This window comes from Aliirhizobium sp. YIM B11859 (assembly GCF_057163345.1).
Genome location: NZ_JBXHAY010000004.1, coordinates 326,440 through 353,209, shown reverse-complemented (window position 1 = coordinate 353,209; position 26,770 = coordinate 326,440). Strand labels below are relative to the sequence as shown.

The 26,770-nt window shown below is 61.8% G+C and carries 23 protein-coding genes; 10 read left to right on the top strand and 13 right to left on the bottom strand.

Annotation, left to right across the window (positions count from 1 at the left end):
• Nucleotides 1-17 precede the first annotated feature (17 nt).
• The 6 genes from AC2GXZ_RS18115 (at nt 18) to AC2GXZ_RS18090 (ending at nt 5,244) form a co-directional block, all read left to right on the top strand.
• The gene (locus tag AC2GXZ_RS18115) at nt 18-806 is read left to right on the top strand and encodes an ABC transporter permease (RefSeq protein WP_483760582.1); all 789 of its coding nucleotides are present in this window, start codon (nt 18-20) and stop codon (nt 804-806) included.
• 18 nt (nt 807-824) lie between these two features.
• Nucleotides 825-1,883 (top strand): ABC transporter ATP-binding protein, encoded by a 1,059-nt coding sequence (locus tag AC2GXZ_RS18110; protein WP_483760581.1) that lies wholly within the window; start codon nt 825-827, stop codon nt 1,881-1,883.
• 527 nt (nt 1,884-2,410) lie between these two features.
• Entirely contained in the window at nt 2,411-2,641 is a 231-nt protein-coding gene (locus AC2GXZ_RS18105; protein ID WP_483760580.1) for a type II toxin-antitoxin system CcdA family antitoxin, read from the top strand.
• Nucleotides 2,641-2,940, top strand: a complete 300-nt coding sequence (locus tag AC2GXZ_RS18100) for a CcdB family protein (protein WP_483760579.1) — start codon at nt 2,641-2,643, stop codon at nt 2,938-2,940. Before AC2GXZ_RS18105 ends, AC2GXZ_RS18100 begins: the two co-directional genes overlap by 1 nt.
• A gap of 733 nt (nt 2,941-3,673) precedes the next feature.
• On the top strand, nt 3,674-4,609 hold the full coding sequence (locus tag AC2GXZ_RS18095) for a 2-dehydro-3-deoxygalactonokinase (protein ID WP_483760578.1): 936 nt from the start codon (nt 3,674-3,676) through the stop codon (nt 4,607-4,609).
• 11 nt (nt 4,610-4,620) lie between these two features.
• Entirely contained in the window at nt 4,621-5,244 is a 624-nt protein-coding gene (locus tag AC2GXZ_RS18090; RefSeq protein ID WP_483760577.1) for a 2-dehydro-3-deoxy-6-phosphogalactonate aldolase, read from the top strand.
• Nucleotides 5,245-5,380: 136 nt separating this feature from the next.
• Here AC2GXZ_RS18090 and AC2GXZ_RS18085 read toward each other — a convergent pair whose 3' ends face one another.
• The 6 genes from AC2GXZ_RS18085 to AC2GXZ_RS18060 form a co-directional block, all read right to left on the bottom strand.
• The gene (locus AC2GXZ_RS18085) at nt 5,381-7,084 is read right to left on the bottom strand and encodes a hydantoinase B/oxoprolinase family protein (protein WP_483760576.1); all 1,704 of its coding nucleotides are present in this window, start codon (nt 7,082-7,084) and stop codon (nt 5,381-5,383) included.
• Nucleotides 7,081-9,171, bottom strand: coding sequence for a hydantoinase/oxoprolinase family protein (locus AC2GXZ_RS18080; protein WP_483760575.1), 2,091 nt, complete (start codon nt 9,169-9,171; stop codon nt 7,081-7,083). The genes AC2GXZ_RS18085 and AC2GXZ_RS18080 overlap by 4 nt, the downstream gene beginning before the upstream one ends.
• A 392-nt stretch (nt 9,172-9,563) precedes the next feature.
• Nucleotides 9,564-10,148: an amino acid synthesis family protein gene (locus tag AC2GXZ_RS18075; RefSeq protein ID WP_483760574.1), complete on the bottom strand. Its 585-nt coding sequence runs from the start codon at nt 10,146-10,148 to the stop codon at nt 9,564-9,566.
• Nucleotides 10,145-10,726, bottom strand: coding sequence for an amino acid synthesis family protein (locus AC2GXZ_RS18070; RefSeq protein WP_483760573.1), 582 nt, complete (start codon nt 10,724-10,726; stop codon nt 10,145-10,147). Before AC2GXZ_RS18070 ends, AC2GXZ_RS18075 begins: the two co-directional genes overlap by 4 nt.
• Nucleotides 10,719-11,642 carry a UPF0280 family protein gene (locus AC2GXZ_RS18065; protein ID WP_483760572.1) on the bottom strand — a complete coding sequence of 308 codons (924 nt, stop codon included), beginning with the start codon at nt 11,640-11,642 and terminating at the stop codon, nt 10,719-10,721. The genes AC2GXZ_RS18070 and AC2GXZ_RS18065 overlap by 8 nt, the downstream gene beginning before the upstream one ends.
• Before the next feature lie 18 nt (nt 11,643-11,660).
• Nucleotides 11,661-13,166 carry a 6-hydroxynicotinate reductase gene (locus AC2GXZ_RS18060; protein ID WP_483760571.1) on the bottom strand — a complete coding sequence of 502 codons (1,506 nt, stop codon included), beginning with the start codon at nt 13,164-13,166 and terminating at the stop codon, nt 11,661-11,663.
• Nucleotides 13,167-13,500: 334 nt separating this feature from the next.
• Between AC2GXZ_RS18060 and AC2GXZ_RS18055 the strand changes: the two genes are divergently transcribed.
• Complete coding sequence (locus AC2GXZ_RS18055) at nt 13,501-13,935, top strand: MarR family winged helix-turn-helix transcriptional regulator (protein ID WP_483760570.1); 435 nt, start codon at nt 13,501-13,503, stop codon at nt 13,933-13,935.
• Between the two features lie 2 nt (nt 13,936-13,937).
• Here the strand turns inward: AC2GXZ_RS18055 and AC2GXZ_RS18050 are convergent, their stop codons facing one another.
• The 5 genes from AC2GXZ_RS18050 to AC2GXZ_RS18030 form a co-directional block, all read right to left on the bottom strand.
• Nucleotides 13,938-14,636 carry an ABC transporter ATP-binding protein gene (locus tag AC2GXZ_RS18050; protein WP_483760569.1) on the bottom strand — a complete coding sequence of 233 codons (699 nt, stop codon included), beginning with the start codon at nt 14,634-14,636 and terminating at the stop codon, nt 13,938-13,940.
• 1 nt (nt 14,637) lies between these two features.
• Entirely contained in the window at nt 14,638-15,372 is a 735-nt protein-coding gene (locus AC2GXZ_RS18045) for an ABC transporter ATP-binding protein (protein WP_483760568.1), read from the bottom strand.
• Nucleotides 15,360-16,322 carry a branched-chain amino acid ABC transporter permease gene (locus AC2GXZ_RS18040; RefSeq protein WP_483760567.1) on the bottom strand — a complete coding sequence of 321 codons (963 nt, stop codon included), beginning with the start codon at nt 16,320-16,322 and terminating at the stop codon, nt 15,360-15,362. The genes AC2GXZ_RS18045 and AC2GXZ_RS18040 overlap by 13 nt, the downstream gene beginning before the upstream one ends.
• Nucleotides 16,319-17,200 (bottom strand): branched-chain amino acid ABC transporter permease, encoded by an 882-nt coding sequence (locus AC2GXZ_RS18035; protein WP_483760566.1) that lies wholly within the window; start codon nt 17,198-17,200, stop codon nt 16,319-16,321. Before AC2GXZ_RS18035 ends, AC2GXZ_RS18040 begins: the two co-directional genes overlap by 4 nt.
• Nucleotides 17,201-17,320: 120 nt before the next feature.
• The gene (locus tag AC2GXZ_RS18030) at nt 17,321-18,628 is read right to left on the bottom strand and encodes an ABC transporter substrate-binding protein (RefSeq protein ID WP_483760565.1); all 1,308 of its coding nucleotides are present in this window, start codon (nt 18,626-18,628) and stop codon (nt 17,321-17,323) included.
• A 280-nt stretch (nt 18,629-18,908) separates the two neighbouring features.
• Between AC2GXZ_RS18030 and AC2GXZ_RS18025 the strand changes: the two genes are divergently transcribed.
• Nucleotides 18,909-20,405, top strand: coding sequence for a hypothetical protein (locus AC2GXZ_RS18025; RefSeq protein WP_483760564.1), 1,497 nt, complete (start codon nt 18,909-18,911; stop codon nt 20,403-20,405).
• 70 nt (nt 20,406-20,475) lie between these two features.
• A complete protein-coding gene (locus tag AC2GXZ_RS18020; RefSeq protein ID WP_483760563.1) occupies nt 20,476-21,312 on the top strand; it encodes a ferredoxin--NADP reductase in 837 nt (278 codons plus the stop codon).
• Between the two features lie 152 nt (nt 21,313-21,464).
• Here the strand turns inward: AC2GXZ_RS18020 and AC2GXZ_RS18015 are convergent, their stop codons facing one another.
• The gene (locus AC2GXZ_RS18015; RefSeq protein ID WP_483760562.1) at nt 21,465-25,025 is read right to left on the bottom strand and encodes a molybdopterin cofactor-binding domain-containing protein; all 3,561 of its coding nucleotides are present in this window, start codon (nt 25,023-25,025) and stop codon (nt 21,465-21,467) included.
• A complete protein-coding gene (locus tag AC2GXZ_RS18010) occupies nt 25,022-25,519 on the bottom strand; it encodes a (2Fe-2S)-binding protein (protein WP_483760561.1) in 498 nt (165 codons plus the stop codon). Before AC2GXZ_RS18010 ends, AC2GXZ_RS18015 begins: the two co-directional genes overlap by 4 nt.
• Before the next feature lie 414 nt (nt 25,520-25,933).
• Here AC2GXZ_RS18010 and AC2GXZ_RS18005 point away from each other — a divergent pair, with 414 nt between their 5' ends.
• Nucleotides 25,934-26,770 (top strand): GntR family transcriptional regulator, encoded by an 837-nt coding sequence (locus AC2GXZ_RS18005; RefSeq protein ID WP_483760560.1) that lies wholly within the window; start codon nt 25,934-25,936, stop codon nt 26,768-26,770.

Sequence of the window (26,770 nt, the reverse complement as noted above, 5' to 3'; positions counted from 1 at the left end):
GGAGTATGGGAGATCAGATGATCACGCGCATCCATCCGCTTCTCGGCGCCTTTGCCGCCCTCGTTTTCCTGTTTCTGCTGGCGCCGCTGGTGATCATCGTTGGCGCTTCGCTGAGCGACACGACCTATCTGACCTTTCCGCCGCAAGGACTGACACTGCGCTGGTTTTCCAACATCTTCGCCATCTCCGCCTTCCGCACCACTGCGATCACCAGCTTCGAGGTGGCAATCCTCGGCACCGGCATGTCGCTGCTGATCGGCATTCCTGCGGCTTACGCGTTATCGCGTTATCGCATCGAGCTGCCGAAATTTCTGTCCACCCTCTTCGTCCTGCCGATCCTGGTGCCGGAAATCGTCTTCGGTTTCTCGCTGTTGAAATCGATCACCATCGGCCTCGGCCTGCCGGTGTTTCCGAGCCTCGTTCTCGGCCATGCGCTGCTCGTTCTGCCCTACTCGGTGCGGGTCGTCGGCGCCAGCCTCGCATCCTTCGACTTTTCCGTCGAGGAAGCCGCCATCAGCCTCGGCTGCCCGCCGCTCAAGACCTTCATGACGGTGGTTTTGCCGAATATCCGGGCGGGCGTGATTGCCGCCTTCATTCTTGCCTTCATCACCTCGATCAACGACGTGTCGATTTCGGTATTCCTCACCGGTCCCGGCATTTCCACCCTGCCGATCCAGATTCTCGCCCATATAGAACAGTTTTTCGACCCGACCATCGCCTCCGTCTCCGTGCTTTTGATGCTGGTGACGGTCGGCGTGATGGCGGTCGTCGAGATGACGCTGGGCCTTACTTTCCTGACCAAATAACCCCTCGGGTAGAACCGCTTGACCGTATCGCTGACCATCGAAAATCTTTCCGCCCATTACGGCCAGACACAGGTGCTGAGCGACCTGTCGATCTCGGTTCAGGCAGGCGAGCTTGTATCGCTGCTCGGTTCGTCCGGCTGCGGCAAGACCACCACGCTGAGGATCGTTGCCGGTTTCCTCGCGCCGACATCCGGCCATGTGCGGCTCGGCGACCGCGATCTCATCGCTTTGCCGGCCCATGCCCGCGATATCGGGCTCGTCTTTCAGAACTACGCGCTTTTCCCGCATCTGACGGTCATGGAAAACGTCGCTTTCGGCCTGAAGCAGCGCGGCATTGCGAAATCCGACCGGGCAAAGCGTGCATTGGCCATGCTCGAGCGCGTCGGCCTCGCACCCCTCGCCGACCGGCTGCCGGCAGCTCTGTCCGGCGGTCAGAAACAGCGCGTGGCGCTGGCCCGCGCCTTGGTCATCAAGCCACCGCTGCTGATGTTCGACGAGCCCCTGTCGAACCTTGATGCCAGGCTGCGCGTCGACATGCGCGTCGAGATCCGCCAGTTGCAGAAGGCAAACGGCACGACCTCGCTTTATGTCACCCATGATCAGGAAGAAGCGTTCTCGATTTCCGACCGGGTGGCGATCATGAATGCCGGCCGCATCATGCAGCTCGATACGCCCGAAACACTTTATCGCAAGCCGGCAAACGCCTTTGTCGCCGGCTTTGTCGGTTTTGAGAACCTCATCCCGATGACGGTCGTCGCCCGCAAGGGGGCCATGGTCACGGCGCAAGCCGCAGGCGGCACCCGCATGCATCTGTCGCAGGACCTTTATGGCCCGATCGGCGACGATTTCGTGCTGGCGGCGCGGCCCGACGGCCTGCTCGTCAGGCGGGACGGAGAAGGCATTCCGGCAATGCTCGGCACCCGCACCTATCTTGGCCGTGCCTATCAGTACAAATGTGAGACGGCCGCCGGCGAAATCACCGCTAACGGTATTCTGTCGGAACCGCTTGGGCCGGGTGCAAAGGCGGTTCTCGTCCCCGTGCCGGAACAGTGCTGCATTCTCGCCCCGGAACCCTGAGCCGCCGGCGATACCCGCTCCGAGCGTCATTGTTTCTGCGAGTCCGCCAGGGTTGAACCTGCGCCGCGCAAGTTTCGAATATTATCACACTCTCTTGCTTCCACGCAGATGGAGGTAATCGAATACCCGACAAGCCTACGGCTCTGCCGGTATCCGATAAAAAACGGGAGAAAACATGGTCTACGAGTGGGATGCTCGAAAGGCGCGCCGGGCACGGTTCGTCCGAGCCGCGATCGTTTTCCTTGCGGTCACGATCGCCTTTCTGCCGCTTTCCTACCTCACCTTGAGGTGAAACGCGGCACCTAATGCAACCGCCTCACCTGTTTGGGTGAAGCATCGCTTAAATGAATATGCTGTCATGAAGACGGGACTTCTAGGAGTTCCAATCTGACTTTCCAGCCAGCTAGCCCCTCGTTTCCCTGCGAGGGGCTTTCTTTTTGCCCGCTCTCGCACCGCGACCTCAGCGTACGCCGCTTGAAATAAGCAAAAATGCGCATACAATCTGCGCATTATTTCGGAGGACGTCCATGTCGACAGCATCCCGCAAGGCCGCCAACCTCTCGCTCGACAGTGCGCTTCTGGCCCAGGCACGCGAACTGGACATCAACCTGTCGCGCGCCGCAGAAGAAGGGATTGCCAAGGCCGTCAAGACAGAGCGAGAACGCCGCTGGCTGGAAGAAAATGCCGAGGCGATCGCGGCCTATAACGAATATATCGAAAAGAACGGCTTGCCCCTCGAAGAATATCGCTCGTTCTGATGGCCCGGTTCCATATCCATAGGATAAAGGGAAGGGACGGCTTGGTCATGGATCTGCAGGCCGACCTTCTCGACTCAATAGAAACCCGTATCGTTGCTCCCATTGTGCCAATCAGCCAGATTGGCGCTGTCTTCGTCAAGCTCAGTCCTCGCATCGAGGTGGACGGGCGGCCCTGCTATATCCTCATCCCCTCAATGGCATCCTTGCCGAAGCGGGTGCTTGGAGATTCCATCCTCGACCTATCCAGCCGACAGGACGAGATCACCGCAGCCACGGATTTTCTCTTCCAGGGCTTCTGAGCCGTCCTGTCACGAGGACGTTTCAGACATCACCGTCAGCACGATCAAGAGTTTAACCGGATCGCCATCCCCGCAGTCTGCCGGGCGCCTATACTCTTGCCGTTCCGTCGCGGATACACCGGAAGTCGTTCCGGCGAGGCGGGACCGGCACCGGTGGGGGAGAAAGGACGTAAGTCTCTCTCATCGGGGTTCGCAGAAAATGGTCTCCCTCCGGCGACACGGGGGAAGCGGACGAGGTTACGGACCGGCCATACCGCTTCTGATGCCCGAACGGCGCGCCGGGCGTGCCTGTGCGGCACACAGGGCGGCCTCAAGGATGGTTTCGCCGGGCTTTCATAGCCCGCTCGCGACAGCGAGGAGCCCGACGGCGGCAAAACGGAATGTTGGCGGTAAGTCGTTCCGCCCGTGTTTCGTGGAGCCAGACGAACACCATCTGGAAAGGCTGAGGCAGAGAGATCGCAGTTGCGGATAAAAACTGCCGAACGGGGCACTGAGAGGTGCCAATTTAAAATTACTTTACGAGGCAGCTTTCAGTGCCCCGTCCGAACAGATGCCAGACATGAAGGCATCAGACATGAAGGCTTCGGCCACGGATCGATCCGATCGCGTGAGGGCATTGCCGTGACCATCCGCACACCCCACCTAAAAGTATGACTTTATAGGCGATAACCCTCGACAGGCAGCCCGCCCCCGCGCTATCCAAGGGCAAAACATAACCGGGAGGAAATTTGTAATGCCAAAGCCTGTATCGATCATTCTCGATTGGGGGACGAGTTCGCTGCGTGCGGCGCTTGTGGCGGAAACCGGCGAGACGCTCGATGCCCGCGACACGACGAGCGGCGGCATCCAGTTCGTCAAGGACCGCGCATTCGAAGCTGCACTGATGGATACGGTCGGCGTCTGGTTTGCCGCGCACGGCCCGCTGCCGGTTCTCGCCAGCGGCATGATCACCAGCCGCAACGGCTGGGTCGAGGTGCCTTATGTCGACGCGCCGGCCGGCCTTGCCGAACTTGCCGCCGGCACCACGCAGTTGACGCTGCAAAACGGCGCCGTCATCACCTTCCTGCCCGGCATGCGCGATCCGGCGGCAAAACCGTTTCCCGATGTCATGCGCGGCGAAGAAACCCAGATCGTCGGCTTCGGACTGGAGAAGGACCGCACCGTCGTCCTGCCCGGCACCCACAGCAAATGGGCACGCGTCGAAAACTGTCGCATCGCCGGTTTCCAGACCTATGCGACCGGCGAGATCTTTTCGCTTCTGACCAAACATTCCTTCATCGCCAAGGCACAGGACCCCGCCCCGGGCGCGGAACCCGTCTGGTGGGCCTTCGACATGGGTGCGGAATTTGCCGCAAGCGACAGCCGCTCTGCCGATGCCTTCCTGTCGGCGGTGTTTTCCGCCCGCACCGGCGTTCTTGCCGGCATTCTCGACCCGGAGGATATCGGTGATTATGTTTCCGGCCTGGTCATCGGCTCGGAATTCCGCCAAGCCCGTGCCGCAGGCTGGCTCATTCCCGGCGAGGCGATCGGCATTGTCGGCAACAATGTGCTCAACAGCCGCTACAGCCGTATCGCGCCCCTCTTCGACCTGACTGTCGAGCCGGTGCAAACCGATGCCGCCAAGCGCGGCGTCCAGCTGATCGCCGGCCATCTGCAATTGACGAAATAAGGACGTTTCCGATGAATTTTCATGACGCACTCAAAGAATGCAACCTGATCGCCATCCTGCGCGGGATCACGCCTGACGAGGCGGAACCGGTCGGCGAGGCGCTGATCGAGGCCGGCTGGCGCATCATCGAGGTGCCGCTGAATTCCCCCGATCCGCTCAAAAGCATCGAAAGGCTGCAGAAGCGTTTCGGCGACAAGGCGCTGATCGGTGCCGGCACGGTACTGACGCCGGCACAGGTTGCCGATGTCGCCGCCACCGGCGCCAATGTGATCATCTCGCCCAATGCCAATCTCTCGGTCATCGAGGCGAGCGTCGCCAAAGGCATGGTCAGCCTGCCGGGCGTCGCAACCCCGACGGAAGCCTTTGCCGCGATCGGCGCCGGAGCGACAGGGGTCAAGGCGTTTCCGGCAGAAGCCATTCCGCCGCATGTCATCAAGGCCTGGAAGGCCGTGCTGCCGAAGGATATCCCGGTGCTTGCCGTCGGCGGCGTGACACCCGACAACATGAAAGCCTTCGTTGATGCCGGCACGGCCGGCTTCGGCATCGGCGGCTCGCTCTACAAGCCGGGTGACGACGTGGCGGCAATCGCTGCCAAGGCAAAGACCTTCATCGAGGCGATGCGCGCCATCCGCTGATCGGGGCGAACCGGCCGAAGGGCGAGGCCCGCACTCGGCCATTCCTGCTGCGGCATCGTCCGGATGGCATCAGCCGCGACCGAGCCGAAAAATCACGCCGGGGACACTCACGTCGTCCCCGACTTTCTAACGCATGTTATTCTGCGGCCATATCGGCAATATCCACGCCGAACAGATCCCGCGCCTGCTCCGCCGTATACCGGCCGAACCGCACATCTTCCGCGACAGCCGCCCGGTCACGGGCTTTCGGATCGCCGTAACCGCCGCCGCCGGGTGTGCCCACCCGCACCCGGTCGCCGGGCAGAAGCGGAATGTCCTGCGCCTTGGACAGATGTCCCGGCACGATCGTCTCGCCGCCCTTGAACACCGTCACCGAATTCGGCATGCCGTCGCCACCGCCCAGCGCACCGGGCGGCCCGAACCGGCCATGATCCATGACGAAGCTGGCGGTCGCATGGCCGCGCAAAAGCTCGACCTCGTAATCGAGCCCGAAACCGCCGCGATGCCTGCCCGCCCCACCCGACCCTTCCCGCAGCGCATAACGGTGATAGAGAACCGGAAACTGCTGCTCCATGATCTCCACCGGCGGCGCCTTGGAAATGCCGATCGTCGAGCAACCGTTCGATAGCCCGTCATTGTCGATATTGCCGCCATAACCGCCGCCGGAAATCTGGTACATGACGAAACCACGATTGCGATCCGGATCGAACCCGCCAAGCGCAAAATTGCCAGATGTGCCGGCCGGCGCCGCCGTCACACGGTCCGGCAGAGCCTCGACCAGTGCCAGGAACACCGCCTCCGCAATGCGCTGCGAAACCTCCGCCGCACAGCCAGAGACCGGCCGCGGATATTGCGCATCGAGAAACGTGCCTTCCGGCCTGATCACCGTCAGCGGCTCGAAGGCGCCGGCCGAGATCGGCACGTCGGGAAAGATATGGCGCATGGCCAGATAGACCGACGACAGGGTCGTCGCCAGAACCGAATTCATCGGCCCCATGCAGGGTTTCGACGAGCCGGTGAAATCGAATTCCAGTTCCCCGTCGTTTGCCGTGATCGCCAGACGGATCTCCAGCGGTTCGTCGACCACGCCATCGCTATCGACATAGGCGACCGAATGATAGACACCATCGGGGATCAGCCTTGCATAGGCCCGCATCTGGCCGGCTGCCCTTACCCGAAGTTCGGCAATCGCGCCCTGCACCGTGTCGTCACCATACCGGTCGAGAATACGTGCCAACCGCTGTTCGCCGACCAGCAATGCCGCGGCCTGCGCCTTGACGTCGCCGATCCGCTGTTCGGAAACGCGGATATTGGAACAGATGATCGAATAGATTTCCTGATCCAGCACGCCCTGCTTGAACAGCCTGACCGGCGGAAGCCGCAAACCTTCCTGCTCGACGGCCGTCGCAGATGCCGAAAATCCGCCCGGCACCGCGCCACCGGTATCCGGCCAATGGCCGGTATTCGACAGCCAGCAGAAGATCTTGCCGTCGCGGTAGACCGGCATGGCGAAACGCACATCCATCAGGTGGGTGCCGCCGAGATAGGGATCGTTGACGATATAGATGTCGCCCGGCTTCGGCGCGGCCACCTTGCCCGCCCTGATCATCTCGATCAGCGTGCGGGTGGAATATTGCATCGTGCCGACAAACACCGGCAGACCCGTCACCCCTTGGGAAATCAGCGAGCCGTCCTCGGCGGAATAAATTCCGTCCGACCGGTCGTTTGCTTCCGCGATGACCGGCGAAAAGGCGGCGCGGGAAAAGGTCAGGTCCATCTCGTCGCAGACCTGCTGCAGGCCCGACTGGATGACGGAGAGCGTGATCGGATCGATACTCATCTGGCCTCTCCCGTCCCGCCTGCTCCAAGCGTGATGATGATGTTTCCGTCGTGGTCCTGCGTCCCCACGTCGCCCGGCTCGATTATGATCGTCGTGTCCATCTGCTCGATGATGGCGGGGCCATGGATGATGGCATCGGAGGGTAGATGATCGCGCCAGTAGATCGGAGTTTCCATCCAGGCATCAAACCAGACCTTTCTTTCTCCGGTCTGTGCCTCCGCAAGTGTGGCTTTGCGCCCGTTATTATCGATCAGCAAAGACAGGTCGATCTCCGCCCGCCGGCCGATGACCGAGGTATTGACGTTGACGAGGCTCGCCCGGATATCCGACAGCTCGACGCGGAAGCGCTGGAAATAAGCCTCCTCGAACCGCGCCTGAAGCTCGTCGATCGTCGGCATCGGAGACGGCAGCGGCACACGCAGCAGATGCGTCTGGCCGACAAACTGCATGTCGACCGACCAGATTTCCCGCACCTCGCGGATTGCCACCGCCTCCTTGTCGATCAGTCGCCTGCCCTCGCCGGCTTGCTTCTCGAACAGGGCATGAACCGCAGCAATATCAACGGAATGCAGCGGTCGATTGACGGTATTGACGAAGTCGTGGCGAAGATCGGCGACGACGCAGCCGAGCGCATTGGTAATGCCCGGCCGTGCCGGCGTCAAAACGCGTGGGATGCCGAGCTCGCGGGCAATCGCGGTCGAATGCAGCGGGCCGGCCCCGCCGAAGGCGAAGAGCGCAAAATCGCGCGGGTCTTCGCCGAGGCTGACGGAGACCATCCGTACGGCATCGGCCATCCGCGTATTGGCGATGCGAATGACGGCAGCCGCCGCCTCGATTGCGGAAATACCGAGAGGCCCGCCGAGCTTTTCCTCGAAGATCGCCGCAATACCGTCGATCGTCGGCCCGCCGGGCACGGAATTCAGCCGCGCCGGATTGAGCCGACCGAGCAGCATGTTGGCATCGGAAATCGTCGGCAGCGTGCCGCCGCGACCATAACAGATCGGTCCGGGCGCAGCACCGGCACTTTCCGGCCCGACCTGAAGCAAGCCGGCCGCGGTTATGCGGGCAATCGAGCCGCCGCCGGCGCCGACGGTGCGCACATCGACCATCGGCACATGGATCGGCATCGCATATTCGATCTCGATCTCGTTGGAGACCGCAGGTTCCGCATTGCGGATCAGCGCCACATCGGTGGAAGTGCCGCCCATGTCATAGGTGATCAGGTTCGGGATGCCGGCGCGGCGGCCGGTATAGGCGGCAGCCATGACGCCGGAGGCCGGACCGGACATCACCGTCTTTGCCGCTTCCGCCGCCACATGCCGGGCCGACACCATGCCGCCATTGCCGTTCATCACCAGCACATCATGCCGGTATCCGCGTGCCGCCAGCTGGTCGGCCAGTCGCTCGACATAACGGCGCAGCAGCGGCTGGACCGAGGCATTGACGGCCGCCGTCACGCCGCGCTCGAATTCCCGGCTTTCGGACAGAAGCGTGTGGCCGATCGTGACATTGTTATTCGGCCAAACGTCGCGGGCGATCTCGCCGGCGCGCAGCTCATGCAAAGGGTTGGCATAGGAATGCAGGAAATGGATGACGAGCGCCTCGCAGCCCCTGGCGATCAAGTCCTGCATCGCGGCGCGCAGTGCCTCCTCGTCAAGCGGAGTCAACACATTGCCGCGCGCATCCATCCGTTCAGGCACTTCCAACCGCAGATCACGAGGGATGATCGGGACGAAATGCCCCTTCATGCCATAGGCCTGCGGCCTCGTGCGGCGGCCGAGTTCCAGCACGTCGCGAAACCCCATCGTGGTAATCAGACCGGTCCGACAGAGATTGCGCTCCAGCACTGCATTGGTCGTCGTGGTCGTGCCGTGGACAATGAGGTCGAGTGCAGCGAGATCGGCATCTGCCGCATCCAGTGCGTTGAGTACGCCGGTCGCCTGATTGTCGAGCGTCGTCGGCGTTTTTGCCAGCCTGACCGTGCCATGTTCGGAATCGAACAACACCAGATCGGTGAACGTGCCGCCGACATCGATACCTGCCACCTGCGACTGGCGGCCGGCCTTCTGCACTGTATTTTCGTCCACGATCGTTCCCGATTATTATTTGTATACGAACGAATTTGCGGCGACAGGCCGAGGCTGTCAAGCGACGAATTCGCCCGCGCGTATCACGCTTGATGATAAAACCTAAAGATGCAATTGATTGTGTGTCGGTAGAGAAAGCAGCAGCGCCGGGGCCAGCCGGTGCGACCAGGGAAATGGGCTTCCCTGGCTGTGGCGACAGCCTCGTTTTCGAACAAGGAGGTGTGCGATGAAGCTATGGCCGATCCGCATCACGCTTGAAATAAAAAGGGCACGAACGAGCTGGACCCTCGTTATACGTGCCCAATTTATTTTGCAGCCAAACGGAAGGTGGGCGAAAGCTCACCTTCCACTCCTTGAAAATAGTCGATCCGGTCGGCACTTGCAAGATTGGCTCAGCGCAACCCGTCCTTGCCGGTGATCTCGTCCTTGGTCAGCCCGCCGACACGCGGCAGCGGACGCCCGCTATCGGTGATGGCGACGGCAACAACAATCTCGTCAGGCCGGGGTGCATCGCTCACGCGCACCATCATGCCGTCGAAATGGGAACGGACGAAGGCGGCATGCCTGTGGCCGAGCGGGATGTCGAAGGCCATGCCCATCGGGCCGCGGGCCTTGGAGGACGGGATCAGCGCCGCACCTCCGCCGAGCGCATCACGCACCGGCTTGCCCATCGTCGGGTGCAGAAGCGCTGCGGCATGTTCAAGTTCGCCATCCTCACCAACCAGCGCCGCCTTGCCGTAACTCTCGGCCTGAGACACCTCGATGCCGAGCGCTGCGATGCATCGTGCCGCGAGAATATCACCAAGCTCTGCACCCTGGTCGATCAGGATCGAAAGGTCCTTCACATATTGCCCGGCAAACGGATTGCGGATCACGGCCATCGCCGCGGCCCGGCGTGTCGGCGGGGAGACGGGCTGGCCGGCCTCCGTCAGCAACTCCTCGATGACGACCGCGATCTTGCGGATCTGCGCACTCACCGCAACCCGTCCTCACCCTTGATCTCTTCTGCCTTCAGGCCGCCGACACGGGCATGGACGCGGGCACCGGTGGTCATCACCAAAGCGAGCACGATCTCGTTGGCGCGGGGTGCATCCGGAATGCCGACTTCCATCGCATCGAAATGGCTGCGCACATAAGAAGCGTTGATATGGGTCACTGGTACATCGAGACGGGTGCCGGGGGCGCCGACCTTCTTGGTCGAAGGCACGATCGCCTTTGCATCGCCCAAAATTTCGCGCATCGAATAACCACCTGGCACATGCCAGAGCGCGCCATGTTCCAACTCGCCGGCCTGGCCGACGATCGCACCCTTGCCGTAACCCTCGATCTGGTCGGCACCGCCCAGCGCGTCCGCAAGCCGCTTCGCCATCGCAACGCCGAGCGGTTCGAGATCCTTCATGAAGCCGGCAATGTCCTCGTGATAGCTGCCGGCGAACGGATTTGCGATCACTGCGAGGATGACGCCCTTCTTCAGCGGCACGTCAGCGGGCTTGCCGCCTTCGTGAAATATTTCTTCGACGGTCAGCGCATATTTGCGCACGATAGGTTCAGGCATGGGGGCGATGCTCCGCTGGAATGGATATCATGGGTGAAATCTCTGGCTTATGCGAGGCCGAGGCAAGCCTGCCCTCGTTGCGCAGGAAAAGAGCGGCATGATGGATGAGACCTTGGGTGACGAAGCGCTCTGCCTGCTTGCCCCCCGATGCCAACGCCCTGTCGATCTCGTCTGCCGAAAGCGCACCGCAACCGATGACGACCAGTCTTTCGCCGAGGTCGCTGTCATCGACCACATCTTTGGCGCGCTGCCGGGTGATGGCCGGATGGCCGGGGAGATCGACGGCATTGGCAATCAGCGTCGCGGCTGCATCGGCGGCAGCGGCATCGGCGGCGATCGTGGTAACGGAATCGGCAATGCCCATCGACAGACTGCGGCCGCCGCGACCGCTGGTGGCGATGCCCCGGCTCTGGTCTTGGTGAGAAAGCGCAAAATCGCCGAAGGAGATACCGTCCTCCCTCGCCATCCTTATGGCATACTGTGCGCCGGGATCGAGATGAAGGGCAATATCGCCGCCATTGTTGACATGGATGCGTGCCGGACGATCGCTTTCGGAAAAAGCGTTTAGCATTGCCGCCAGGATTTCATCGGCGACGGAACCGGCGACGGCGGCCATGGGAGTAATGAAGTGGTTATCCGCAAACGGCAGGACGGCAGCCAGCATACGACGGGCAGTCGATCCCTCTGGATCTGCCCCTCCCCGCCGTGCCGGCTGCTTCAGCAGCGAAAGCTCGGAAACGAGTTCTTCGAGGATCGTCGCAAAACGGGCATGGGCAGCCTCATAGGCAATCCGACGCTGGCCGTTGATCCCACGGGCCGGGCCATCCACCCCAATGACGAGATCGATCGGGCCGTGCTGCAGATGCAGCCGCCCGTCCGCATGTCCGTCGAGATAATATGCCGCCGCTCCCGCCATGACCTCCTCCCGCTTCGCCTACCCGCCCCAGCGGAAATTGCGGACATCCGTCGGCCATGCGCCGGACGATACTGGAGCGATCTTCCGCTCGGCCAGCGCAACAGCCTGCTCGATCGGCACGACCGCCTCCATATGGCCGCCGAGCGCTTCATAATCGGAAAGCCGCATGGTGAACTCGATCGGCGCCACCAAGGCGGGCGTCGGCACGTAACCGAAGGAATTGGTCGGCATGTCCATCACGTCTGCCATCACGGTGATGCCGCCGCCTGGCCAGACATAGGCTTGCGCACCACCGCAGGAGACATGGGTCAGCGCATCCTTGACCGAACGGGTCAGCCGCACCGGATTGCTGGTGACGCCGGCGCGAAGACTGCCGCCCGCACCGCCGATAAACAGAACAGAGGCAAGCGCCGGCTCGCAATTTTCCTCGATCACCTCGACCGATTGCTGCAGTGCCGCCGGCAGAACCGTCTGCAACGTCGGCTGCAGATTGTCGTCGAGAATATAATAGCCGTATTGCTCGCCGGTGGTGGAGACCATCAGCATACGAAGGCCGGGATAGGCGGTCTTCGCATCGAAGTCTCCGAGAATGGCCAGCGGGTCGGTGATGTTGGTGCCGCCCCAGCCGGTACCGGGTTCGGCCACCTGGAAATAGCGACCAGGCGTCGAGCGGCGACCCTTGATCTTGATCCCGGTCGGAGGAATGTCCAGAAGCTTGCCGGCCTGATGTTCGGACAGCACGCCGGTAATGTGGTCGTCGACGACCACGACCTCATCGACATGACCGAGCCATTGGCGGGCGAACATGCCGATCGTCGCCGAACCGCAGCCGACACGCATGCGATATTCCTGCTCGCCATTGATGATCGGCGGCTGGCCGGCTGCTACGACCAATGTGGCCCCTCCGTCGATGGTCATCTCGACGGAGGAGCGATTACAGAGTTGCAAGAGCGCTTCGCAGGTGACGCGGCCCTCTTTCTTGGAGCCGCCGGTCAGGTGATGCACGCCGCCGAGCGACAACATCTGCGAGCCGTATTCGCTGGTCATGACATGGCCGATCGGCTCGCCATCGACCCTGACCGGCGCCGATTCAGGCCCGAGGAAACGGTCGGTATCGATCTTCACCTTGACGCCGCAATAGCTAAAAATGCCCTCGGTGACGACGGTCACCATATCGACGCCGTTTTCCTTGCGGGAAACGATAAAGGGGGCGGGCTTGTAATCGGGATAGGTGGTGCCGGCACCAACGGCGGTGACGAAGGCGTTGCGGGGCTGGACGATGTCGCCATCCCAATCCGCAGCGCCACCCGCCGGCAGGAAAGGCACGACTTTCAGCCCCCCTGGACCACCCTCCGCCTCGGTCGCCTCGATGATCGTCAGCGGATCGACACGGATCAGGTCGCCGGCGACATTGGCATACCGATCGCAGGCGCCGGAGCGGCCGTCGGCGATGTAACACATCACGGGACAGGCATCACAGCGGATCTTGCCGTTGAGCGTGCTTTCGACCAGTTGCTTGACCAAGGAAATCTCCTTCCCGAGGGCCGCCGCCTCAAGTGACTGCACTTGGGGTCATTCGGCGAAGACGCGTTTCCGAACATGATTATTTCATTCGTATACTAACAAGTATCGATTGACTTCATACTACTGTCAAGCGGCCCCGCAAAGGGCCTGATCGTCACAACAGCTTCATTCGTCCCTATCTGGCCTATTGCCTCCGGCTGCACCGCAACGCCTGCAAACCATGCCTTTTCGGCCTGTGACATTGACAATCGCGCCTGCCGGGCTAAACCCGTTTCGATGAGCGGCGCCACGGCCCGGCGCTGCCATCACAGCCAGACGCCGGGATTTGAAAACGATGGACAGCAAACGATCCGAAACGACCGGTTACGAGGTCGACCAGCAGATCGGCTTTTTCCTTCGCCAGGCGAACCAGCGGCATGTGGCGATCTTCAACGGGCTGATCGGCGACAAGTTGACGACGACCCAATGGGCGGCATTGACCAAACTCAGGCAGATCGAGCCTTGCTCGCAAAACCAGCTCGGCCGCGAGACCGCAATGGATGTCGCAACCATCAAGGGTGTCGTCGACCGAATGGTCAAGCGCGGTCTGATCCAGACCGCATCCGACCCGAATGACGGCCGCCGGCTGGTGCTGAAACTCACCGATAACGGCCATGCGCTGATCGAGACCAATCTCGCCGCAGCCATCCAGGCGACGGAAAACACCCTTGATCCGTTGACCTCGGCCGAACGCATGATGTTCATCGAACTCCTGCGCAAGATCACCTGACATCATCCGACGCCGACATAACGGGACAACAGGGACGGATCGTCCTTCAGCGCCTGAACCGGCAGTATCGCCTGGGCGCGGCCGTTCTCGACGAAACAGACGTGGTCGGCAATCGACAGTACCGCCTCAACACGCTGCTCGACCAGAAGAATGGCCTTGCCGCGCTCGCGCAATGTGACGACAACGTCGCGGATGGTGGCGATCATCGACGGCATCAATCCCTCGGTCGGCTCGTCCAGAAGGATGACGGAGGGGTCGATGCACATCGCACGGGCGGTGGCCAGCATCTGCTGCTCACCACCGGAAAGCGTTCCCGACACCTGGCCAAGCCTTTCCTGCAGCCGCGGGAACAGCGCCAGCGCCTCGTCGAGAACACGGCGCGGGCTGTGGCGTGTCATCATGCCGATTTCGAGATTTTCCCTGACGGTGAGTTCGGAGAACAACCGGCGCCCCTGCGGGACATAACCGATGCCGCGGCGCGGAACCTCATGCGCCGGCAGGCCGGAAATCTCGGTCCCGTCGAGGCGGATGTTGCCTCCTTTGGCACGGGCGAGTCCCATGATGGCACGCAAGGTCGTCGTCTTGCCGGCGCCGTTTCGGCCGAGCAGGCAGAGCACTTCGCCCTTGTTGAGGGTGAGCGACATACCTTTCAGCGTCTGGCTGCTGCCGTGATAGACGTCGAGATTTGAGATTTCCAGCATGTCAGCCCGTCCCCAGATAAGCGGCCTGCACGGCCGCGTTGGCGCGGATATCGGCGGGCGTTCCCTCGGCAAGGATTTCACCGTAGTTCAACACCGTGATCGTATCGGCGAGCTTCATCACGACCGGCATGTTGTGTTCGATCAGAAGCACCGTGGCAGACCGGGCAATTTCCTTCACCAGACGACAGAAATTGTCGATCTCGCCGTCAGACAACCCTTGCGTCGGTTCATCGAGGATCAGCAGCTTCGGTTCCAGCGCCAGCCCCATCGCCACCTCGAGAAGCCGCTGGTGGCCATAGGACATGGTACCGGCCTTTTCCCGCAAGCGATCGCCCAGGCCGACACGGCTCAACGCCTCAAGTGCCTTTTCCGCAATCAGCGAGCGGCTGGCGCCCTGTGATCGCTGCAACGCGCTCTGGGCCGAGAGTGCCACATTGTCGAAGACGCTCAGCATCGGATAGATGCTGGTGATCTGGAACGTATAGGCGATGCCGTCGCGCACCCGCTTATAGGCGGGCTTTCCGGTGATCTCGTTTCCGAGAAATTCGATCGATCCGGCGCTTGGGTCGAGACGTCCCGAAAGCAGAGAAACGAAGGTCGTCTTGCCGGCGCCGTTCGGGCCGATCAGCGCACGGATTTCTCCTTGCCGGATCGTGAAGTCGACATTGTTGACCGCCTTCAGACCACCGAACTGGCGGCTGAGGCCCTTGGTCGAAAGCAGGGTCACGGGAGCCATGTCAGCCACCTTTCGCGGATCGTTCCAAGCAAGCCCTTCGGAAAGAAGAGGACGAGCAGCACCAGCGCCACGCCGGTGACGAGCAGATAGGCTTCCGTATATTCGCTGGCGATGTCGATCATGTAGAACATCGCGATCGTGCCGAGCAGCGGACCGAGCACGGTGCCGGCACCGCCGAGCAGGGTGAACAGCAAAGCCTCGATCGAATACTGAATGGAGGCGAAGCTCGCGCCGATATAGGCAAACAACAGGCCATAGGCGGCGCCGGCCATGGCCGAGATCGTGCCGGAGACGACCAGTGCTGCGAGTTTCGCCTTGAACGTATTAAAACCGAGCATCAGCGTGCGTGGCTCGTTTTCGCGAATGGCGATCAGCACCCGGCCCATCGGTCCCCGCACGATGACGAGGATGGCGACAAGTGCGATTAAAAGCAGCCCGAGCGCCAGATTATAGCGCACGACGGGGTTGGTGAGGTCGGCATGCAGGCCGAAAAGATCGAAGCTGCGGGCCGCGATCGGCATGGTAAGGCCTTCTTCCCCGCGGGTGTAATCGGTGAAATAGGTCGTGGTGAGATAAGCCACCTGGCCGAACATCATGGTGACGATCATGAAGGCGACGCCGGTGGTGCGCAGCGCCACCAGGCCGATGACCAGCGACAGAAGCGCACCGCAACAGATGCCGATCAGGAAGGCCGCCGGCACGCCGAGATCGGTATAATAGGCCGTCATGCCCGCACCGTAGAGACCGGCGGCGAAGAACATCGCATGGCCGAGGCTCAAGAGGCCGGTATAACCGAACAGCATGTTGTAGCCCATCGCATAGATGGCGAGAACCATCACGCGGGTCATGGCGAGATAATGATAGTCCGGCAGCACGAACTGGACGAGGAACAGCGCGGCAAACACCGTGGCGTGCAGCGCGATGACGCGTTTGGTCGAGGATCCCATCATCGCGCCTTGGCTCCGAACAGGCCTTCCGGCTTGAACACAAGCACGAGGGCGACGAGCAGGGTGGAGATCATCTTGGCAAGCGTCGGCGAAAAGAAGACGGAGATGATGCCGTCGCTCAAGCCGATCAGTAGAGCTGCAACGACCGTGCCCCTCAGGCTGCCCAGTCCACCGAGAATGACGACGATGAAGGACAGGAGCAGCGGATCGAGCCCCATCAGGTAATGCGCCTGGCGGATCGGCACGATCAGCACCGCAGCGATCGCGGCGAGCATGGCGCCGGCAGCAAACACGAAGGCATAGACCCGCTCGATCGGGATGCCGAAGGCCTGCGCCGTCTCGCGGTCGAACTGGGTGGCGCGCATGATCAGGCCAAGCCGGGTGCGGCTCAGCACGAACCAGACGGCAATGAGCAGGACGACAGCGGCGGCAATGACGAACAGATTATAGCCGGAATAACCGAACCACGGCAGCTGGATCCGGTAATAAAAGGGGGCCGGCACCGGTCGCGCATCGGGGCCGTAGGTCAAGAGCACGCTCTGCTGGATGACATAGAGCATGCCGATCGTCGCAACGATGGTGGATTCCGGATCGTAATTCAGCCTTTTCAGGATCAGCCGCTCACTGGCAAAGGCAATGGCCCCGACGATCAGCGGACTGACGACAAGTGCGACGAAGAATCCGATTGCCGGATGCATGCCGAACATCGACGCCACCCACCAGGCAAATACGGCACCGAGCATGTAGAACTCGCCATGGGCGACATTGACCACCCGCATGACGCCGAAGACAAGCGACAGGCCAAGCGCAGTGAGTGTGAGGATCGCCGCCTGGAGCAATCCCTCCAATGTCGCGAGCAGCAGAAACGGACCGAAAGCCAAGACTTTCTCCTTATGCATGGACACACGTGTCCCTTGCCGGATCTCATAACGGACTGGGAAAGGAAACACGAGAGACGAACGGGGGCGCCACTTGATCGCGGCGCCCTGCTCAGGGCTCGGTCAGAGCGCCATCTTCGTATAGTCGGCCTTCACCTCATACATGCCGTCCTCGATCGAGGTACGATGGACGACGTCCATGCGCGTGCCGTTGACCTTGGAGATGTTCTGGTGGCCATAGGCCTGGTGGTTCCGGCCGTTGAAGATCTTGTTGCCCTGCGGATGGTCGCGGCCTTCATCGAATTTCTCGATCGCCTCGAGGGCCTCGATGAACTTGGCCTTGTCCTGCGGCCCGGCATAGCCTGCCGCCTGCATGGCCTGCTTGATGGTGAACAGCGTTTCCCAGACGCCGTACATGTGGGCGTAGGTGGAGATGTCCTTCGGGTCCTTGACGCTGGCACCGTTCTCGTTGACGCCGACAGCCGCACGATAGAGCTTGTCCCACTGGCTCTGGTCCTTCTGGGCATAACGCGGCATGCCTTCCCAGAAATAGGTGCCGTCGAGGAAACCAAGCTGCGGCGTGGCCAGATCGACCGCCTCGACGCTGTCGATGAAGCCGAAGATTTGCGGACGCTGCGAGCCGTAAAACTGGCCGAGCTCGGTGACGAAGGTCAGAACCGCCGGGCCGACCATGATGTGATACAGCACGTCGGTATCGGTCGGGATGCGCGGCAGGTAGCGGGTGAACGACGTTTCCGTCGGTGGAACGGCGATCATCTCGACGACCTCGCCGCCCTGCGCCTTGATCGCCGGCGGAAGATTGTCGCGGTGGTCGTAGCCGAAAGCGTAATCGGGGAAGATCATTGTGACCTTCTTGCCGAGGTTCTTGGTGATCCAAGGCGCAACCGACGTGACCTGGCTTCGGACATCGGTAATGCCCGGCTGGAAGCAGTAACGGTTGAGGCTGCCAGACGACACATGCGTGCCTTCCGAAACGACCAGATACGGCATTTTCAGTTCGCCGGCGCGCGGTGCAGCACCCACAACGACATGCGAGAACAGCGTGCCGAAAACGGCATCAACCTTGTGCTGAGTGGCGAATTTCTCAACGACTTCGGCGCCCCGCTTGGGATCGGTGCCGTCATCCTCGGTAATCAGTTGGACCGGCCGGCCATTGATGCCGCCCTCGTCATTGATGATCTTGACGGCGGCATTGGCGACGCGCTCGTACCAGCGGCCATAGGATGCGCCGATGCCGGTGCGGTGACATTCGAAACCGAGCTTGATCGGCTCGGAGGACTGGGCCTGTGCATAACGTACGAAGCCGGGCGAAACGGAAGACATCACGCCGGCGCCGGCGGCCGCTCCCATTCCAAGAAGCGTGGAGCGACGAGTCAATGAAGATTTCGGGTCTGCTATCTTATCGGTCATATGAAATTTCCCCTCTTAGTGGAAAGAACGTCCGTCATTCTTGTGCGATAGATCATTCGTCTACCAACAAATCACGATGTTTGATGATTGACAAGCACGACGTGGAGGGCGCTGAAAATTAGGTGATCCGCCATGGACAACGGATGCGCCTCCTGTTTGTATGCCAACGAATAGAACCTCCATGAACCTGAACATCCGCAATGACCGGATTCGCCGCAGTCTGGCGGAAGATGAAAAGCCATGGAAGGCCTTAAGTTTACAGATGATCGGGACAGGGAACATGGGGCGGACCGTTCAGCTTGAGGGTGGCATGAAACTTCGAATGGACGGCAGCAAATTCAGCGCGATCCGCCGGCTTCAAGCTCTGGCACCGGCAACCCTCTGCCTGCTGGCGCCCTGTCATGCATCCGCCCATGGCACCGAGCGTGGTTTGGTGATGCTGCTGCCGACCGATTATTACATGACTGGCGGCGCAATCGTCGTCGCCGCCACCTTCATCACCTTGCTTCTCGTGCCTGCCGCATGGTTCAGCCGGGCAAGCCGCGCCGTCTTCATCCTGGATCACAGACCGGTTCTGCCGGTCGCCTTTACCAGCACGGCCAGTTTTCTGCTGCTCGCAGGCCTGGTGGCGACCGGGATCTATTCCACCGCCGATCCGCTGGAAAACCCGCTGCCGCTTTTCGTCTGGACGCTATTCTGGGTGGCCTTCACGCTGCTGCAGGCGGTGGTCGGCAATTTGTGGCCCTGGTTCAATCCATGGACCGGACCACTTGCCATCCTGCGGCGACTGACCGGCCTTGCGCTTGGCAGCCAACCGCTGACGAGACTTCCCGCGGCCGTCGGATATCTGCCGGCAATCCTGCTGTTCTTCCTGTTCGCCTGGTACGAACTGATCTCGCTGGCGCCGGAGGACCCGCCACGGCTGGCGCTGGCGGCGACGCTCTACTGGCTCGCCAATCTGGCGGCAATAGTTGTCTTCGGCGAAGCGGAATGGACCAAACGCGGCGAACCCTTCTCCGTCTATTTCCGGATGATCGGCATGATTGCGCCGCTGCAGATCGAGCCGCCGAAATCCGGCATATGGACGACGGTCAGGATCGGCTGGCCCGGCCAGCGCTGCGTGACCGACGAGCCGCCGCCGATCAGCGCCGCAATTTTTCTGCTGCTGACGCTGGGAACCGCATCGTTTGACGGGTTTTCGGAAACCTTCACGTGGCTTGCGGCAATCGGCATCAATCCACTCGAATTTCCAGGCCGCAGCGCCGTTACGCTGCCGAACACGTTCGGGCTCATCGCGGCGCCCGCGGTGCTCGCCCTTATCTATCTCGCCGCCGTGTTCGCCGGCACATGGCTCAGCGGCAAGCGCGATCGCAACACCTGCCTCTCGCTTGCAGCGCATCTGGTCTATTCGATCGTGCCGATCTCGGTCGCCTTCCACGGCGCCCATTATCTCAGCCTGCTTCTGATGAACGGCCAATATCTTTATGCCGTGATTTCCGATCCCTTTCATCAGGGCTGGGATCTGCTCGGAACCGCGCAGTGGCATGTCACCGCATCGATGCTGATCGACATCCACAATGTCGAGAAGGTCTGGACGGCGCAGACAGCGATCATTGCCGGCGGCCACTGCATCGGCATCCTGATTGCCCATATGATCGCGCTCCAGCGCTTTGACAGTCCGGCACGCGCAACAATAAGCCAGATTTTTCTGGCGCTGGTCATGGTCGGCTATACCGTCTTTGGCCTCTGGCTTCTGTCGACGCCGACGGTCGGCTGACCGACCCTTGACCTCGCAACGTTTTCCCGGCAATATCGTTTGTATACAAATGACTTTCACGAGGAAGATGATGACGCAAGGCAGTCTGGCCACGAAACTGCATGTGGTCGCGGAAGTTGCGCAGACCTTTGCGGTCCCGGACAATGTGTTTGCCGAAAAAGTGGTGGCCGTCGAACATTTCACCGACCGGCTGTTCCGCTTCCGCATCACCCGCCCGGCGAGTTTTCGTTTCCGTTCCGGCGAATTTATCATGATCGGTCTGCCGAATGCCGAAAAGCCGGTCTTTCGCGCCTATTCGATCGCCAGCCCCTCCTGGGACGAAGAGATCGAGTTCTTCTCGATCAAGGTGCCGGACGGACCGTTGACGGAACATCTGCAGCGGATAAAGCCCGGCGACACGGTGCTGATGCGCAAGAAGCCAACCGGCACGCTGGTGCTCGACGCGCTTTTGCCGGGCAAGAGGCTTTATCTTTTCTCGACCGGAACCGGTGTCGCGCCATTTGCCAGCCTCGTGTGCGATCCCGAGACCTACGAGAAATTCGACCAGGTGGTGCTGATCCAGACTTGCCGCGAAGTCGAGGAACTGACCTATATCACCCGCCTTGCCGAGGATCTGACCGACGACCCGCTGGTCGGCGAGATGATCGCGGGCCGGCTGAAGCTGTTCACCAGCACGACCCGCCAGACATTCCCGCGGATGGGCCGGATCACCGAGCTGATGGCCGATGGACGTTTCTTCGCAATGACCGGCCTGCCGGCGATTTCGCCAGAGACCGACCGGGCCATGATTTGCGGCTCGATGGCGATGATCAAGGACACATCCGCCATGCTCGAAGGTTTCGGACTGATCGAAGGCGCCAACAACAAGCCGGCGACATTTGTCGTAGAACGGGCGTTTGTGGGGTGAGGAACGGTCGGACATAGCCCGAGCAATCGATCCGGCGGATCGATTGCAGTGACGAACCCCTTGAGCCAAAGCGAAGGGCGGGGCTTACGATGTCCATGCAGACGACCTTGTGAATAAAAAACAAACTCTCCGCCGCCATTCAGGCTACGGCCTCAGCCTCCCGTCGCCGATGCCCTCGCCCGCGCAACCGTCTCCTTCACGCCCTCCCAAGGCGCTTCGCCCGGGGCAAACCTTGCCCTCAGGTAGACGGCCAGATCGGCGATCTGTCGATCACTGAGGCTGCCGGAAAAACCCGGCATCGACATGACTTCCAGATCCCTGACGCTCGCATGTTCGGTCAGGATCGCCGGCGCATGCATGCCTTGAAGGATGGCGTTGACGACGTTGTCGGGCCGCGATGCCGACAGGCCGGAGTTGAGTGCGAGGCTTGCCAGCGGCGATGCGCCCTCATGGCACGAACCGCAGGCTCCGTCGAAAATGCGGGCCCCGGCAGGAGAGATATCGAGGGCCGCAGCCCTGGCGGTCTCCGCCGCAGCAAGCCGTGCCTCTTTCTGGAGGACGGCATCTTCGCCGGACACGGCGTCCCCGCGGCTGGCAAGATATTCCGAGATCGCCGCGATATCCTCGTCTGGCAGCGCCGAAAGCGATTTGACGACGCCCGCCATCGGGCCGCCGGCGCTGCCATGGTCGGCCGAATGGCCGGTACGCAGATAATCGAACAGCGCTGCACGGGTCCAGCCGACAGGCCCGGCGCCCGCCCCGTTGATCGCCGGCGCCGACCAGCCGTTGGCATAACCGCCAGCGAGATGGGCGCTGCCCTGCTTTTCGGCGCCGATGGCATTACGCTCGCTATGGCAGGCGGAACAGTGACCGAGCGTTTCCACCAGATAGGCGCCGCGGTTCCAGGATGCCGTTTTTACCGGATCGGCCTTGAACGGTTGCGGATCGAGATAGAGTGCGTTCCATCCCGCCAGCAGGCCACGGATGTTGAACGGCGGCTTCAATTCGCTGGCAGGCGCTTTCGCCGCCGACGGCGTCTCGGACATCAGATAGGCATAAAGTGCCTGAAGGTCCGCCTCGTCAGCCCCGGCAAAGGACGTATAAGGGTGGACGGGATAGAGATGGCGGCCGTCGCGGGCAACGCCCTCGCGCATCGCCCGCTCGAAAGCCGGGTAGGACCAGTTGCCGATGCCATGGACAGGATCGGGCGAGATATTGGTGGAATAGACCGTGCCGAAGGGCGTGTCGAACGCATGCCCCCCGGCAAGGCGCGCACCGCCCGGCCCTTCGTGGCAGACATTGCAGCCGGCGGCCGCGGCAACCAGCCGGCCTTTTTCGATGGTGGCGGCGCTGAAGACGCCGGGATCGGGCCTCGGGATCGGTGCGAATGCGCTGCGCACGGGAGAGGCGAGCGTAATGCCGCCGGCAATCGCCCCGGCGATGCCGGTCAGCGCCAGCGGCAGCTTCCACCAGCTGCGCTCCTTCCGCATCCTGCCTGCCGGTGCGGGCAGCAATTCGCCGCGCTGCTCGCGCAGTGCCGCCAGTATCCTGTCAGGCGTCAGCGGCAATTCACGAAAGCGCAGGCCCGTCGCGTCATAGACGGCATTGACGATAGCGGCAGCACTTGGCACGGAAGCGGATTCGCCGACGCCGAGCGGCTCGTCATCCGGCCTCGGCAACATCAGCACGTCGATATCGGGCACTTCCGGAAAGGTCATGATCGGATAACCGCCCCATTCAACGCTTTCCACCCTGGCGCCGTCGAAGCTGACCTTCTCCTTCAAGACCCGGCTCAGCGACTGGATGACATTGCCGTGGATCTGATGTTTCACCCCGTCGGGGTTGATCATCATGCCGGAATCCTGGCCGACGGTGATCTTCGTGACAGCGATCTCGCCGGTTTTCCTGTTCACCGCAACATCGGCCACCCAGGCAGACCATGCGGCAGCCACGCCGGGAAATTTGCCGTGGACATAAACGGCATAGGCAAAACCGCGGCCATAGAGCAGGTCGCCCTCGCCGCCCTCGGTTCCAGAGCGGGTACGCGGCCTCCAGCCGGCCTTTTCGGTGACGGCGCGGACGAGATCGGCGGCACGGCTGTCGGTGAGATAACGCAGCCGGTACTCGACCGGATCAACACCCGCCGCCGCCGCCAGCTCATCGATGAAACTCTCATGCGCAAACGAGTTCGGCATCGCCGAGACGCCGCGGAACCACGAGGCCCGCGCGATCGGCGGCATGTCGTGAACGGTGACGCGCATATCCCCGAACGCATAGGGCGGGATCGCGGTGCGGTCGCCCATCTCGGCGACCTCCGGCGTGTTCGGCAGGCGGCCGGTCAGAATCAGCGCCAGCGTCGGCGACAGGTTGGAGGGATAACGGGTATCGAATTCGTAACCGGCCGGGCCACCTTCGAGATCGAGCCCACCGCGTACATCGATGACCTGGGCGGCACCCTTCGGCTCCCAGGCATGCTCCTGTTCGCGGGTAAGCTGGACGCGCACCGGATGGCCGACCGCCCGCGACATAAGTGCGGCATCCGCCGTCACATCGTCGGCACAGTTGCGTCCGTAACAGCCCGCCGCCTCCAGTCGCTCGACGACAATCTGGTTTTCCGGCATGCCAAGCAGAAGCGCCAGATCACGACGCATCGGAAACGGGTTCTGTGTACCCGACCAGACGACGAGACTGCCGGTCTTCCAGTCGGCGACGGCGCAGGATGGGCCGATCGAGGCATGCATCTGGTAAGGCCAGACATAGGTGCGTTCCATCAGCGGCGAAGCGCCGGCAAGCGCTCGCTCGACATCGCCCTGATCACGCAGCAATCGCGGCTTCGAGCGGTTCATCCGCAACGGTTCTTCAGGCTCGTTGAGATCCTGGAAGTCGGGGAGTGCCTGCCATGTGACCTTGAGTTCGCGGGCGGCCTGGGCAGCAAATTCCTCGCGGCTGGCGACAATGCCGATGAAATCGCCGTCGATGACGACAGAAACGATGCCCGGCACGTGAGCAATCGATGCCTCATCCACGGCAATCAGGCTGTGGCCGACGAAATCGCCGCTGTCAAAGCCCGCATAAGGCGGTCGAACGACCCGGCCGTGCAGCATGCCCGGCACCCGCACATCATGGACATAGGACCATGTGCCGGCGGCCTTGGCGGCAATATCGCTGCGCTTCTGGCCCTTGCCGACCAGCCGGTAGTCTGCGACAGGCTTGACGGGTGCCAGCGGATCGATTTCGATCTGTTCGTTGCGGCCGGCGATAAGCTCGTCGAAATCCAATTCCCAGTTGGATTCGGCCGTCGGCCGGATCAGCCCATTTTCGATAGTAAGCGCTGACGGTTCCAGCGCATGAAGCCTGGCGGCACGCTCAAGCAGATGTCGACGGGCGGTGGCCGCGGCCTGGCGCAGCGGTTTTGCGGCAAACTGGATCGTCTCGCTGGCAATCGTCGGCCCCTGGTCGGGCACAGCCGTCGTCGTGCCAAGCACCATGGTGACGCGGTCGAAGGCGATATCCAGCTCTTCGGCGACGATCTGGGCCAGTGCAGTGCGGATGCCGGTGCCGAGATCGACATGGCCGTTAAAGGCCGTCACACGACAGCCCGGCTCTATCGCCAGGAAAAGCTCCCGCTTGCCATCGGCATTCTGCCGAACGACGAGGAGTGCTTCGGGGTGATCAAAATAGGCGGAAGCGATCGTCTCGCGCGGTTCGCTCATGGCAGCGCCTCCTCGACCTGTGTCTCCCGCATCAGTTCGACCGCGCGCCTTGCCGCTGCAAGGATTTCCACATGGGTGCCGCACCGACAGAGATGGTTTTTCAGGGCGGCGCGGATATCCGCTTCGGCAGGTTCAGGATTGCGGTTGAGAAGGCCGGCGATCGCCATGATCATGCCGTTGAGACAATAACCACATTGCGCCGCCTGTTGTTCGACAAAGGCACGCTGGACAGGATGGGGAGCATCGACCGTACCCAGTCCCTCAAGCGTGACGATCTCCCGGCCTTCCGCCGCGGCGACCGAAATGGAACAGGAGCGCACCGTCCTGCCGTTGACGAGAACGGCGCAGGCACCGCATTCGCCGAGCCCGCAACCGAATTTCGGGCCATTCAGACGGAGATCATTGCGAAGCACGTAGAGCAGAGGCGTATCGGGAGAAAGGTCGAGCTCATGGCTATTGCCGTTGACCTTGAGATGGATGCTCTGCGTCTTCATCAACGTCTGCACCCGCCGGGGCGAGAGAGCCATCGCGGTTTGTGCCGACAGCCCGCATCCGGCGGGAAGCGTTCCAATCGAAAACAAATACGACCAAGCGCCGGCCCATAGGCCGGTAGCCGGTCATCACCAGCTGCAATCCTCATGTCGTTCCCCGGGTCTTTTCGCCCATTGTTCGTATACAAATGATTGCCAGTCGCCGCGCGGCTGTCAATGCATTTTCGGCGCCGGATCACGATTGCCTATCGGAAATGGTACCGGCCGCGAATGAGCCAGGCCGGCTACCGGACTGAACCGGAAGCATCTCCATCAGCGCAACGCCGCATCCTAAAGTTGAGTGTTGTCATCGCCGGCTATTGGAGGACACTGTGCCGGTCGAGGACATGACTCGAATCCGCGCGAGAAGGATTGCACATGACAGATACCCCGCTGGTGCGCTCGCCCACCGGCATCCCGACGCCGCTCTATCATCAGGTGCAGCTGGTATTGCGCGAGCGGATCGAACAGGGATTTTACGGACCGAACGGTTTTCTTCCAGCCGAGGTGGAGCTGGCTCGTGAGTTCACGGTATCACGCATCACCGTATCGCGCGCCATCAACGAACTGGCGCAGCTGGGTTTCGTCGACCGGCGGCGGGGAGCAGGTACGCGGATCATCAGTCGCGAGGTGATGCCGCAAATGCCGGCCGAGGATATCGACGGGCCTCTGGAAAACCTTGCCGACCTGGAGAAATTCGCCGACACGGGAACACGCAGTCATGCGAGGGTGCTCGAATTCGGCTCCGTGCTGCCGCCTGCCGACTGTCAGAAGGAACTGCAGATCGGGCCGGATGAACCCGTCCAGAGGGCGGTGCGGGTGCGCAGCTATAATGATGTGCCCTATTCCTACCTGACCAGCTTCATGCCCGGCTATATCGGCCGGCGCTTCAGCGAGGAGGATATGAACGCCGCCTCGCTGATGAGCCTGTTCGACAGAAACGGCATCGAGATCGTCGGCGCGCGGCAGAGTTTCAGCGCGGCTCTTGCCGATCCCAAAATTGCCCAGGCGCTTGGCATCCCGGTCGGAACGCCGCTGCTTGCTGTTACCCGCACGGTGCTTGGAAGCGAGGACAGGCCGGTAAAATTCATCCGCATCCTCTATCGGACAGACCGTTACCAGTATCGCATGACGATGGAGCGCGACCATCAGGCCTCTTCCCGCTTCCGCCCGGCAAGCCCCGCTCACGGCAACAGTCAGGCCCCTGATGCCTAG